The sequence below is a fragment of the Mesorhizobium sp. M7A.F.Ca.CA.004.12.1.1 genome, assembly GCF_003997835.1.
In the GTDB taxonomy this organism is placed as follows: domain Bacteria; phylum Pseudomonadota; class Alphaproteobacteria; order Rhizobiales; family Rhizobiaceae; genus Mesorhizobium.
Window position 1 is genome coordinate 1 of record NZ_RZRK01000088.1, and the last position, 12,021, is coordinate 12,021.

A 12,021-nucleotide genomic window follows, 5' to 3' on the forward strand; every position below is an offset into this window, starting at 1 on the left:
GTCTTCCAACGCCAGGTCATGCGAATCGCGGATGCGCATGCGCCGCTGCTCGGGCGAATTGACGAGGAAAAGGCCGCCGAACGACCAGAACGCCTGACCGCCCAGCGACTGCTCCGGCTCCTGGTCGACAATGATGATTTTCTTGCCGGCCTCGGCAAGCTCGGCGGCGGCAACCAGCCCTGCAAGACCGGCGCCGACAATGATCACGTCCGCATCGTCAGCCATCTTTCCTCCCAGAATTAGCCGGCTACTTCAATGCAAGGGGTCAGACTGTCTCCCAGCCTTCTTTGCCGCCGGCGCGGAAGATGGCATCGATGACTTTCTGGTTGAGCACGGATTCCTCCAGCGTGAAGACGCGCTCCTTGCCGCCCTGTGCCGCACGCGCGAAGGTCTCGACCTCCAGCCGGTATTGCTGCGTGCCGGGAAAGCGGAACACTTGCGTCTCGGTGTGGTTCTGGTTGTGCAGTTCGACGCGGTGGTGGTCGTAGAGCCCGGCATTGAAGGGCGAGAACAGCTCGATGAAACCCTTCTCGCCGTGGAACACCATCACCTGGCGCGCCGCCATCTGCGTCGACAGATAGAACGACAGCTCGAAGTCGCCGAAATCGGCGCGGATCGAGGAGTAGATGTCGGTGCCGAATGTCTTGTCGCGCTCGATCGTCGCCTGCACGCGCAGCGGCTCCTTGCCGGTCGAAAAGCGCGTCGACACGGTCGGGTAGACGCCGATGTCGGGCAGCGCACCACCGCCGAGATCGAGCTGGTTGCGCATGTTGCTGGGGTCGACATTGTAGTAGGAGAAGGCACCCTGCACATGGCGCAGCCGGCCGATGGCGCCGCTGGCGATGAGGTCGCGTACCTTGATCCATTGCGGGTGGTAGATGACCATGAAGGCCTCGCAGACCAGCACCTTTTTCTGGTCGCGCAGCTTGATCAGCGGCAGGATGTCCTTGGCGTCGAGCGCCAGCGGCTTTTCGACCAGCACGTGCTTGCCGGCTTCGATGGCCTTGGCCGCCCATTCGACATGCTGCGAGGTCGGCAACGGGATGTAGACGCCATCGACCTCGTCGGAGGCAAGCAGTTCCTCATAGGAGCCGAAGGTATGGCGCGCGCCGAAGCGCTCGGCCAGCGCCTTGGCCTTCGACAGGTCACGGCTGGCGATCGCCGACAGCACGCCGTTCTCCGCCTCGACCATCGCCGGCAACAAATGCTCGCGGCCGATCTTGGCCGTCGACAACACACCCCATCGGAACATCAGGCTTCTCCATCACAATTACAGGCAACGAGGTTTGCCCGAAATCGCCGGAAAAGCCAATGACGAGGGTCAGCCCCTTTTGCCGGTCAGCGTCATGTCGAAGTCGACGATGTTGGAATAGATTGGCGTGCCGACATCCATGCCGTAGCGCGACCTCAGCACCTTGCCGGTGACATGGAATTTGATCGTCCCGGCCTTGAGACCGCCAAGCTCGGCCATGAACTTTTCCGGAAACGTCTTGCCGCGCGCCGTCAGCCGGCCGCTGACGAGGGCCGTGGTGTCGCTGGTTCGGGTCACGCTGGTAGAGCGGAACTGGATCTCCGGGTTGTTGGCGGCATCGAACACCGCGTCGGAGCGCAGGAAGGCATCGATACGGCTCTGGCCGGTGCCAACGCTTTCGGGAAAGATGGTGAAATTGACCTGCGAGTGCCCGACATCGCTGTTGTCGATGCGGATCGAGCCCTTGAAGCGGGCGAAGGCGCCATTCAGGCCGCCGCCGCCGACCTTGCCGATGGAGAAGCGGATGCTGGAGTTGGCCGGGCTGATCGAATAGCTGCCGGCGGCGTCACCAAGCGCGACGGCCGCTGAAACAGGCATGGCGAGGCAAGCGGCGACCGCCGCAAATCCGAGGATGCGCGTGTACATGGGGATGTTCCTTGTTGGAGGCAGCGCATTCCTGCGCCCTCACTCCATGAACGAATGAACCGCTCGCTCTATTCCGGATCTGACGAAGGCGTGATCATGCGCATGAGCACGCCATCCCTGAGCTGGAAATGATGCCGCAGTGCCGCCGCAACGTGGAGAGCCACAAGCGCCATGCCGGCATAGGCAAGATACCAATGCGCCGCCGCCCAGAAGCTTTCGGCACCATCCGATTCGGCCAGCGGCAGGTTCGGCATGACGAACAGGTTGAACGGCAGGCTGGGTATCTCCAGCATCGAGACCGACACGAGCGCCCACCCGGACAAGGGCAAGGCAAGCTGGAACGCGTAGAGCGCAAAATGGGCCAACGGTGCCGCCCGACGTTCCAAAGTCCCGACCGAGCGCGGCAGCGCCGGCGTTGTATTGCCGTAGCGCCAGACGATGCGCAGGATGATCAGGCCGAGCAGCAGGAAGCCGAAGGATTTGTGCAGCTGGATCAGTTCGAAGGCGGTGCGCTGGCTGGTCACCCGCACCATGACGAAGCCGAGAGCGAACTGGCCGATGAAGATCAGCGCAATCAGCCAGTGAAGAATGATCGCGCCCCAGCCATAGCGGGTGGTGCTGTTGGTGATCGATGTTTGCATCGTTGGTGAACGACCGCGATGCCGGTTATCTTCCACCAAGGGGGGGCGAGCCCGCTTTATCCACTCACCTTGAAGAAATCGACAAAGGCCCTGAGCGCTGGCCGCATCTGACGGCGGCTCGGATAATAGACAAAGAAGCCGTCGAAGGGCGGGCACCAGTCCTCCAGCACGCGGATCAGCCTGCCGTCGGCGAGCGGTGCGCGGACATAGTCCTCAAAGACGAAGGCGAGCCCGGCGCCGTCGACCGCCGCCTGGGCGATCAGATGGTCCTCGTCGAGGATCAGCGGTCCCTCCACCGCCATCTCGATCGTCTCGCGGCCTTTCTCGAACTCCCAGCGGTAGAGGATGCCGCTGGAGAAGCGGAAGCGGATGCAGCGGTGGCCGGCCAGGTCGCGCGGGTGGCGCGGCTTGGGGTTGACCTCGAAATAGACCGGGGCGCCGACCACCGCGCCGCGAAGGTCCGGCCCGATGCGCACCGCGATCATGTCGCGCTGCAGGCTCTCGCCAAGCCGGACGCCAGCATCGAAGCCGCCTTCCACCACGTCGGTGAAGCGGTCCTCGATGACGATCTCCAGCACGATGTCGGGATAGGCCGACGCAAAGGCGCCCAGCCGTGGCGTCAGCGCCAAATGCGCTGCCGTGCGCGGCACGGTCAGGCGCAGATTGCCGGCCGGCCGGTCGCGCGTCTCGATTGCCGTCTCCAGCGCCAGGTCGATCTCCGACAGCGCCGGCCGCAACCGCTCCAGCAACTGCGCACCTTCTTCGGTCGGCGCGACGCTGCGTGTGCTGCGCGCCAGCAGCCGAACGCCAAGCCGCGCCTCCAGGCTGGATACCGCGTGGCTGACAGCCGAAGGCGCGATGGCCAATTCCCTGGCGGCGCCCCGAAAGCTGCCGCATTGAGCGACAGTTGCCAGCACGGCCAATTGGGAAAGATGCGCGCGATTCATTGATCTATCTTTTAGTACAGCCCGTGCGGATGGAAGCCGATTATCGAACACAAGGCAAGGCGCTATTTCTCCCACATCGCAACAAGGAGACGCGTTATGCAAACCCGCAAGCTAGGAACTGAATTGAACGTCTACCCCGTCGGCCTCGGCTGCATGGGCATGAGCTTCGCCTATGGCGGCCAAGCGGAAGCCGATGCGATCGCCACGCTGCACCGCGCCGTCGATATCGGCGTCAACTTCTTCGACACGGCGGAGGTCTATGGCCCCTTCGAGAACGAGATTCTGCTCGGCAAGGCGCTGAAGCCGGTGCGTGATCATCTGACGATCGCGACAAAATTCGGCTTCCGGATTCTGGAGGAAGGTACAGGCCTCGACCGCATGGCGGGCGTCGACAGCCGCCCCGAGCACGTCAAAGCGGTCGCCGAGGCCTCGCTGAAACGGCTGGGCACCGATGTGATCGACCTCTACTACCAGCACCGTGTCGACCCCAACGTGCCAATCGAGGATACGGTCGGCGCCATGGCCGAACTGGTGCGCGAGGGCAAGGTGCGCGCGCTTGGCCTGTCCGAGGCGAGTGCCGCGACCATTCGCCGGGCCCATGCCGTGCATCCGGCATCGGCCGTGCAGAGCGAATATTCGCTGTGGAGCCGCGACCCGGAAGACGAGGTGTTCGCCGTCTGCCGCGAGCTCGGCATCGGCTTCGTTCCCTATAGCCCGCTCGGCCGTGGGCTGCTGACCGGCACGATCGCCAAGCCCGAGGCCTTGAGCGACGGCGACTGGCGCCGGACCTTGCCGCGCTTCCAGGCCGAGGCGATGGAAGCCAACGCCGCTGTCATCGCCACCTTGGAAAAGCTGGCTGTTGAAAAGGGCGTGACCTCGGCACAGCTGGCGCTGGCCTGGGTGCTGCACCAGGGCGATTTCATCGTACCGATCCCCGGCGCGCGCAAGATACGCCATCTGGAGCAGAACACGGCGGCGGCGGACATCGAGCTAAGCGCGGCCGAGGTGCAGGCTATTGGTGACGCGCTGTCGCCCAACAAGGTTATGGGCAAGCGCTATACTGAGGAGTTGCTGGCGCTGGTGAATGGGTAAAAACTGCGAGTAAGCGAAAGGGGCGCCGGGCGCCCCCTTTTCGTACGCAGCGCGGTGCAAAAGGTGGGAGACGCTGGCGTGAAGCGCGCCCTCTGCCCTGCCGACATTTCCTACCAAGGCACGACAGTGATCTCCGGCCAATACTCCTGGGCGCGTCTGCCCTTCGCCTCATGCGTCTTCTGATTGTCCATCACCCGGTTCGGTGTGATGCGGAACGAAAAAACATCATCCAGCCCGAACGGCGCCACCAACACCAGCTGCCCGTCAGCATCGTATCGAACCCCGACGGCGTGCGTCTTCGACGCGAAATAGCAGACGGGATCGCTGGCGTTCGAATAGCGCGGGCAAGGCCACCCGAACTTCTGCGGATACCAAAGATGCACCCGCGCCTGATTGCGCACCTCGACCGGCAGCGGCAGTCCTTCGAAATGCTTCTCCGCGCGGCGAATAACGGCGTCCTCGGCCTCGTAGGAGAGGTCGCTGTCATCGAAGTAGAACAGGTCGACATCCCTGATGCCATACCCCGAAGGCTTGCCGGTCAGATGGTTCCAAACACTGTTGTAGAGCGCGCCGGAAACCACCAGCCAGTCCGGCAGGTCGAGCGTGCGAGCCCGCGCCAGCGCGTCGCGTAACAGCGGGTCGGCAAGCACGATGGCGAGAAATGCCGCGCGCTGCTCTTCAAGAGGAAGGCCCGAATAGGAGAGAGGATCCATCGCCCTTTGGAGAGCGATTCGGCAAGTATCCGCAATGCTTCGCCCATAGCGCCACCAAAGATGTGGCCAGATTGCAACGTGACCGGACCATGATGCTCGGCCTGGCCCTAAAACAGCCCCACCCTCGTCATCTGACGACTATGCGCGTCTGCCCATCTGCCGGCATGGACGATTGCTATTGGAATTTTCCACACCGGCTGGGGTAGCCTGGGCATGCAGATATCGTCGGTTTGGCCAGCAGCATCGTCGAGAGGACCGATCGACAGGGCAAAATTGACTGCGAAGTGGTTCTGGATTGCCGCGACCTTCTGCGTTCTGATCGCAGCCTCGCTCAATGCAAGTGCTGCGGCGGAGCCGATCGTGATTTCCCCGGCCACGCTGCCGGATGGGAGAGTTGGTGAGCACTATGATCGGACGCTGATGGCTTCAGGCGGAGCTGGCGGGCCATACACGTTCGCGCTCACTTCGGGGGTCACGCCGGTCTCCTTCAGCAGCGGCGGCGTCCTCTCCGGGGCAGTGATAGCCGCCCCCGGCACCTATAATTTCAGAGTCCTGGCGACAGATCAGGTCGGCAACACCGGCACACGCGACTACACGATTGTGATCGCGGACAACCCGGTCTTGATTTCGCCTGCTGCGTTGCCCGGCGGGCAGATTGGCCAGCCGTATAACCAGGCGCTGACGGCTTCGGGTGGCGCTGGCGGTCCCTACACGTTCTCGATCGTTTCGGGCTCCATGCCCGTCGCCTTCAGCAGTGCCGGCGTCCTCTCAGGGCCAGTGATAGCCGCCCCCGGCGTCTACAGTTTCAGGGTCCGGGCGACAGACCATGTCGGCAACAGCGGCGAACACGACTACACCATCGTGATCGCGGACAACCCGGTCGTCATTTCACCAGCTGCCTTGCCCGGCGCGCAGATTGGCCAGCCCTATAGCCAGGCGCTGACGGCTTCGGGTGGTGCTGGCGGCCCCTTTACGTTCTCGATCGTTTCGGGCTCCATGCCCGTCGCCTTCAGCAGTGCCGGCGTCCTCTCCGGGCCGGTCATAGCGGTCCCCGGCGTCTACAGTTTCAGGATTCGGGCGACGGACCATGTCGGCAACAACGGCGAACGCGACTACACGCTTGCGATCACCACTGGCCCGCCCATCGTAATTTCACCGGCAGCTTTGCCCAATGGCCAGGTTGGGCAGCCCTATAGCCAGATGCTGACCGCAACCGGCGGTGTGGGCGCGCCTTACACGTTTCAGCGGATCATCGGAAATCTGCCCGAAGGCGTTTCGCTCGCAACCGATGGCACACTCGGCGGCACGCCGACCGAGAGCGGATCATTTGCCTTTGCCGTCGATGTGTTCGACACCTCCGAGAACAGGGCAAGGCGCGAGTATACGCTGGACATCGCTGCGGCGCCCCGACCGACGGCGCCGTCACTGACCATGACGATCGTTGCCGGCATGTCAGCTTCGCTGCCGTTGACGCCGGGTGCTACCGGCGAACCATTCAGCGCCGCGGCGATCATGTCCAGCGCCCCCGCCGAGGGCGGCACGGCGACGCTGTCCGGCGCGCCCAACTACCTACTGACCTTCGCGTCCTCGCCGGTGTTTTCAGGCACCGTCATCGTAACGTACACACTGACCGGCCCCGGCGGCGTTTCCGATCCGGCCACGGTGACCATCACCGTCACCACGCGGCCGGACCCCTCCGACGATCCGGAGGTCGCCGGGCTGCTCAATGCCCAGGCGCAAGCGGTGCAGCAATTCGCCGCCGGGCAGACAGACAATATCAACCATCGCATGGGCGCTTTGCGAAGCGAGGCGTGCCGCAAGGCCTTTGCGAATGGGCTCGAACTGTCTGGCCAAGGCGCCGATGGCAATGCCGCCAGCGTCGACTTTCCAGACGGATCCGATTGTGGGGGCGAAGCGGCAAAGCTGGGCTTCGGCTTGTGGGCCGGCGGCCACATCGATCTCGGCCATAGTTCGCCTGATGATAGCGCGGAGCGGGACTCCGTTTCGATCAACATGACCACCGGCATCGACTACCGTTTCAACGACCGTTTCGTCGCCGGTCTGGCCGTCGGCTACTCCAGCGACGACAGCGACATTGGCGGCAATGGCACCGAGAGTTCCGGCGAGGCCTACAGCGCGACGCTCTATGCAAGCTATCGCCCGGCCGAAAACCTGTTTCTCGATGCCCTGGCCGGCTACGGTTCGTTCAGCTTCGATTCGAAGCGCTTCGTGACAAGTGTTGGCGGCTTTGCCGACGGTCAGCGTGACGGCGACCAGATTTTCGGCTCGCTGACTGCCGGTTTCGATCATAGCGTCGGCGGGCTGCGACTCACTCCGTTCGCCAGGTTGACGGCATCCTCTTCGAGCCTCGACGCGTTTACCGAAACCGGAGCAGGCATCTATTCGCTGAGCTTCGGCAAGCAGAGCGTCGACAGCCTCGGCGGCACGCTTGGCCTTGCCGGCGGCTATGACATGCCGGTGGCCCTCGGCGTCTTCACACCACGCTTCCGGTTTGAATACACTCACGAATTCTCCGGCTCGAGCGACGTCGATATCCGCTACGCGGATAGTCCGGATGGCCTTGTCTATGGCTTCCAGACGCAGCCTTTGGCGAGTGACCAGGTGATGATCGGCCTGGGCGCCGATCTGCTGCTGCACCAAGGGTTATCCATCGGGCTCGATTATCGCGGCACAATCGGCTTTCAAGACAGCTACAGCCATGCCTTTGGCCTGAGGGTCGGCGGCGGGTTCTGACCATTGCGGCAACGGCTGCTTATCCGTCCCGTAGACGGATGAGCAGCCCCATCGCTAACAGTTCAGTCGCCTTGGGCGCTACGTCCTCAGAACGCCACCGGCCTGCTTGCCGACATTCTCGACGATACGCTTGGCCAGTGCCTCGAAATCCTCGTCGGTCAGTGTCTTTTCAACCGGCTGGATCGACACTTCGATGGCGATCGATTTCTTGCCCTCGCCCAGCGAAGCGCCTTCGAAGATGTCGAAGACCGAGACGGCGGTGATGAGCTTCTTGTCGGCGGCGAGCGCCGCGCGCACCAGCGTGCCGGCCTCGACCGTTTTGTCGACGACGAAAGCGAAGTCGCGCTTGACCGCCTGGAAGGGGGACAGTTCCAGTTTCGGCTTGGTTTTCGTCGGCTTGGCCTTCGGCTCGGGCACGGCATCGACAAACACTTCGAAGCCGCACAGCGGGCCGGAAACATCGAGGCCTTCCAGCGTCTTCGGGTGGAATTCGCCGAAGGTGCCGAGCACGGTTTTCGGACCGAGCTTGATCGTGCCGGAACGGCCGGGATGATACCAGGCCGGGCCGCCGGCCTCGATCTGCAGCCGGTCGACAGGCGCACCGCAGGCTTCCAGTGCGGCGATCGCGTCGGCCTTGGCGTCGAACACGCCGACCGCACCCGAATTGCCGGCCCAGTTGCGGCCTGAGCCGTCGAGCTTGGCGGTGCCGCGGCGCACGCCGGCGGCCACGCGCCGCTGCTGGTCGGCGCCGTCGCCCTCATAGGTGCCCGAGACTTCGAACAGCGCCACGTCGCCGATGCCCTTGTCGGCATTGCGCTGGGCAGCAGCAATCAGGCCCGGCAGCAGCGACGGCCGCATGTCGGACATGTCGGCGGCGATCGGGTTGGCGAGCTTCAGCGCGGTCTGGCCGCCGCCGAACAGCTCGGCGTGCTTGGCCGGAATGAACGACCAGGTGACGGCTTCCATCATGCCGCGCACGGCAAGCGCGCGCTTGGCGGTGCGGGTACGGACCTGCAGCGTGGTGAGGATCCTTGCATTGACCGCGTCATGCGCACCGAGCGGCTGCGGTGCGATGTTGTCGACACCATGGATGCGCATGACTTCCTCGACCAGGTCTGCCTTGCCGTCGACGTCGGGGCGCCAGGACGGCACGGCGACATTGACCACATCGCCCGATCCCTCCGGCTTGAAGCCGAGGCGCGACAGGATGTCGAGGCTTTCCGCCTTGGGAACCTCGATGCCGGTCAGCCTCTTCACTTCCGAAAGCGGGAAGGAAACGATCTTCGACTTGTGGCCGGCATAACCGACGACTTCCATTTCGGTCGGCGTGCCGCCGCAGAAATCGAGCACCAGTTTCGTTGCCAGCTCGACGCCGGGAACCATGAATTCGGGGTCCACCCCGCGCTCGAAACGGTAACGCGCGTCGGTGATGATGCCGAGCGTGCGGCCGGTGCGCGCCGTGGTGATCGGATCCCAAAGGGCGGATTCGATCAGCACATCTGATGTGTTCTCGTCGCAGCCCGAATGCTCGCCGCCCATGATGCCGGCGATGGACTCGACGCCGTTGTCATCCGCGATGACGCACATTTCCGGCGTCAGCGTGTATTCGCGGCCATCGAGCGCCTGCACCTTTTCACCATCGCGCGCGCGGCGCACGACGAGATTGCCGGCAACCTTGCTGGCGTCGAACACATGCAGCGGGCGGCCGCGGTCGAAGGTGACGTAATTGGTGATGTCGACCAGCGCGCTGATCGGCCTCAGCCCGATGGCGATCAGCCGCTGCTGCAGCCATTTTGGCGACGGCCCATTCTTGACGCCCTTGACCAGCCTGAGCGCGAAGCCGGGACAGAGCTCCGGCGCTTCGATCGTTACCTTGACCGGACACATGCCGTTGCCGACATGCGGCATGATGGCGCCGCCGACGAGGCGGCCAAGCCCGCTCGCCGCCAGATCCCTGGCGATGCCGTAGACGCTGGTCGCATCCGGCCGGTTCGGCGTCAAATTGATCTCGATGACCGGATCGTCGATGTGCGCATAGGCAGCGAAGCTGGTGCCGACAGGCGCATCCTCAGGCAGGTCGATGATGCCGTTGTGCTCGTCGGACAGTTCCAGCTCGCGCTCGGAACACATCATGCCATGGCTTTCGACCCCCCTGATCTTGCCGACCGTCAGCGTCACGTCGATGCCGGGCACATAGGTGCCGGGCGCGGCAAAGGCGCCGATCAGGCCGGCCCGCGCATTGGGCGCGCCGCAGACGACCTGCACGGGTGGCTTGCCGTTGCCCGTATCGACGGTCAGCACGCGCAGCCGGTCGGCATCGGGGTGCTGCACCGCCGTCAACACCCTGGCTATGACGAAGGGTTTCAGGCTCGACTTGTCGTCGACATGCTCGACTTCGAGGCCGATCGAGGTCAGCCGCTCGACGATCTCGTCAAGCGTGGCGTCGGTCTCTAGGTGGTCCTTGAGCCAGGAGAGGGTGAATTTCATGGGACTGTTCCGTCTGGTCTTTTGACGCTTGTTTTCAGATGTCTCGGCAGGTCGTCGGATATATGCAGGAAGGCAAGCTGTTCGCTGACATAGGCATGCTGCGTCGGCTCAAAATCGGCCGGCGCATCCATGGCGCCGAGCATGAAGTAGATGTCGTCCTCCAGCCGCTCGTCGACATAGGCGATGGGTGAGCCGCAGGTGCCGCAGAAGGAGCGCGTCACCGGGCCGTTCTCATACATCTTCAGCGCCTTGCCGGTGAACGCGACCTGATCGACCAGGAAGCCGACAAAGGCCGACATCGGCGCGCCGCTGGCCCGCCGGCAATCGCCGCAATGGCAATAGCTGACGTGATGCGGTTCGACTGATGCCTCGAACCGCACGGCGCCGCAGCGGCAGCCGCCGGCATAGGGCGCTGTCATGCGCTCAGGCCTCCGAACAGCGTCGGCATGTCGAGCGGCCTGAACCCGTAATGCGACAGCCAGCGCACGTCGGCATCGAAGAAGGCGCGCAGGTCCGGCATGCCGTATTTCAGCATGGCGATACGGTCTATGCCCATCCCCCAGGCAAAGCCCTGATATTCGTCCGGATCGAGCCCGCCATGGCGCAGCACGTTGGGGTGCACCATGCCGCAGCCGAGGATCTCCATCCAGTCGGAGCCTTCGCCGAAGCGCACTTCGCCGGGCCTGGAGCGGTCACACTGGATATCGACCTCGAGGCTCGGTTCGGTGAACGGGAAGAAGGACGGCCGGAAGCGCATCTTGACCTGCGGCACCTCGAAGAAGGCCTTGCAGAACTCCTCCAGCACCCACTTCATGTTGGCGACGTTGGCCGTCTTGTCGATCACCAGCCCCTCGACCTGATGGAACATCGGCGAGTGGGTGGCATCCGAATCCTGCCGGTAGGTCTTGCCCGGAATGACGATGCGGATCGGCGGCTTCTTCGTCTCCATGGTGCGGATCTGCACCGGCGAAGTGTGGGTGCGCAGAAGCTTGCGCTCGCCCTTCTCGTCCGGCTGGAAGAAGAAGGTGTCGTGCATCTCGCGCGCCGGATGGCCTTCTGGGAAATTCAGCGCGGTGAAATTGTAGTAATCGGTCTCGATATCGGGACCTTCGGCGATGGAAAATCCGAGGTCGCCGAAGATCGCCGCAATCTCGTCGATGACCTGGCTGATCGGGTGTATACGGCCGCGCTCAGCCGGCGACTGCCGCACCGGCAGCGTCACATCGACCTTTTCGGCGGCGAGGCGCACGGTGATCGCCACATCTTTCAACTCGGCCTTGCGCGCCGTCAGCGCATCTGTGACGCGGTTCTTGAGTCCGTTGATTGCGGGGCCTTTGACCTGACGCTCCTCGGCGGTCATGGCGCCAAGGGTCTTCAGCATCTCGGACACGGCGCCCTTCTTGCCGAAAGCAGCGATGCGCACGGCCTCGATGGCCGGCTCATCGGCGGCCGAGGCGATTTCGGCCAGAAGTGAGTTTTCAAGCGTATCC

11 protein-coding genes are annotated in these 12,021 nt (G+C 63.8%); 2 read left to right on the forward strand and 9 right to left on the reverse strand.

Annotated features, from left to right (window positions below; all coding sequences use genetic code 11):
• From EN984_RS07130 to EN984_RS07150, 5 genes are all read right to left on the reverse strand, one after another.
• The coding region (locus tag EN984_RS07130; protein WP_281057263.1) for an FAD-dependent oxidoreductase at nucleotides 1-237 on the reverse strand (237 nt) is incomplete at its 3' end.
• Between the two features lie 28 nt (nucleotides 238-265).
• Nucleotides 266-1,252 carry a Gfo/Idh/MocA family oxidoreductase gene (locus EN984_RS07135; RefSeq protein WP_127266814.1) on the reverse strand — a complete coding sequence of 329 codons (987 nt, stop codon included), beginning with the start codon at nucleotides 1,250-1,252 and terminating at the stop codon, nucleotides 266-268.
• A gap of 69 nt (nucleotides 1,253-1,321) precedes the next feature.
• The gene (locus EN984_RS07140) at nucleotides 1,322-1,897 is read right to left on the reverse strand and encodes a YceI family protein (RefSeq protein WP_127266813.1); all 576 of its coding nucleotides are present in this window, start codon (nucleotides 1,895-1,897) and stop codon (nucleotides 1,322-1,324) included.
• Nucleotides 1,898-1,965: 68 nt separating this feature from the next.
• Nucleotides 1,966-2,538, reverse strand: a complete 573-nt coding sequence (locus EN984_RS07145; RefSeq protein ID WP_127266812.1) for a cytochrome b — start codon at nucleotides 2,536-2,538, stop codon at nucleotides 1,966-1,968.
• A 56-nt stretch (nucleotides 2,539-2,594) separates the two neighbouring features.
• A complete protein-coding gene (locus EN984_RS07150; protein ID WP_127266811.1) occupies nucleotides 2,595-3,485 on the reverse strand; it encodes a LysR family transcriptional regulator in 891 nt (296 codons plus the stop codon).
• A gap of 96 nt (nucleotides 3,486-3,581) precedes the next feature.
• Between EN984_RS07150 and EN984_RS07155 the strand changes: the two genes are divergently transcribed.
• A complete protein-coding gene (locus EN984_RS07155) occupies nucleotides 3,582-4,577 on the forward strand; it encodes an aldo/keto reductase (RefSeq protein ID WP_127266810.1) in 996 nt (331 codons plus the stop codon).
• A gap of 110 nt (nucleotides 4,578-4,687) precedes the next feature.
• On the opposite strand, the gene EN984_RS07160 is transcribed toward EN984_RS07155, so the two are convergent.
• Complete coding sequence (locus EN984_RS07160) at nucleotides 4,688-5,290, reverse strand: nucleotidyltransferase family protein (protein ID WP_127266809.1); 603 nt, start codon at nucleotides 5,288-5,290, stop codon at nucleotides 4,688-4,690.
• 273 nt (nucleotides 5,291-5,563) lie between these two features.
• Here EN984_RS07160 and EN984_RS07165 point away from each other — a divergent pair, with 273 nt between their 5' ends.
• On the forward strand, nucleotides 5,564-8,044 hold the full coding sequence (locus EN984_RS07165) for an autotransporter domain-containing protein (RefSeq protein WP_164748778.1): 2,481 nt from the start codon (nucleotides 5,564-5,566) through the stop codon (nucleotides 8,042-8,044).
• 78 nt (nucleotides 8,045-8,122) lie between these two features.
• Here EN984_RS07165 and pheT read toward each other — a convergent pair whose 3' ends face one another.
• The 3 genes from pheT to pheS all read right to left on the reverse strand — a co-directional run.
• Nucleotides 8,123-10,531, reverse strand: coding sequence for a phenylalanine--tRNA ligase subunit beta (gene pheT / locus EN984_RS07170; RefSeq protein WP_127266807.1), 2,409 nt, complete (start codon nucleotides 10,529-10,531; stop codon nucleotides 8,123-8,125).
• Nucleotides 10,528-10,950, reverse strand: a complete 423-nt coding sequence (locus EN984_RS07175) for a GFA family protein (protein ID WP_127266806.1) — start codon at nucleotides 10,948-10,950, stop codon at nucleotides 10,528-10,530. Before EN984_RS07175 ends, pheT begins: the two co-directional genes overlap by 4 nt.
• On the reverse strand, nucleotides 10,947-12,021 hold a 1,075-nt coding region (gene pheS, locus EN984_RS07180), incomplete at its 5' end, for a phenylalanine--tRNA ligase subunit alpha (RefSeq protein ID WP_245480040.1). The genes EN984_RS07175 and pheS, both read right to left, overlap by 4 nt.

What these genes read in the sequence shown, in the direction of transcription:
- EN984_RS07150 (WP_127266811.1), bottom strand. Translation starts at nt 3,485, where the DNA reads ATGAATCGCGCGCATCTTTCCCAATTGGCCGTGCTGGCAACTGTCGCT.
- EN984_RS07155 (WP_127266810.1), top strand. Translation starts at nt 3,582, where the DNA reads ATGCAAACCCGCAAGCTAGGAACTGAATTGAACGTCTACCCCGTCGGC.
- EN984_RS07175 (WP_127266806.1), bottom strand. Translation starts at nt 10,950, where the DNA reads ATGACAGCGCCCTATGCCGGCGGCTGCCGCTGCGGCGCCGTGCGGTTC.
- pheT (WP_127266807.1), bottom strand. Translation starts at nt 10,531, where the DNA reads ATGAAATTCACCCTCTCCTGGCTCAAGGACCACCTAGAGACCGACGCC.
- EN984_RS07145 (WP_127266812.1), bottom strand. Translation starts at nt 2,538, where the DNA reads ATGCAAACATCGATCACCAACAGCACCACCCGCTATGGCTGGGGCGCG.
- EN984_RS07160 (WP_127266809.1), bottom strand. Translation starts at nt 5,290, where the DNA reads ATGGATCCTCTCTCCTATTCGGGCCTTCCTCTTGAAGAGCAGCGCGCG.
- EN984_RS07135 (WP_127266814.1), bottom strand. Translation starts at nt 1,252, where the DNA reads ATGTTCCGATGGGGTGTGTTGTCGACGGCCAAGATCGGCCGCGAGCAT.
- EN984_RS07140 (WP_127266813.1), bottom strand. Translation starts at nt 1,897, where the DNA reads ATGTACACGCGCATCCTCGGATTTGCGGCGGTCGCCGCTTGCCTCGCC.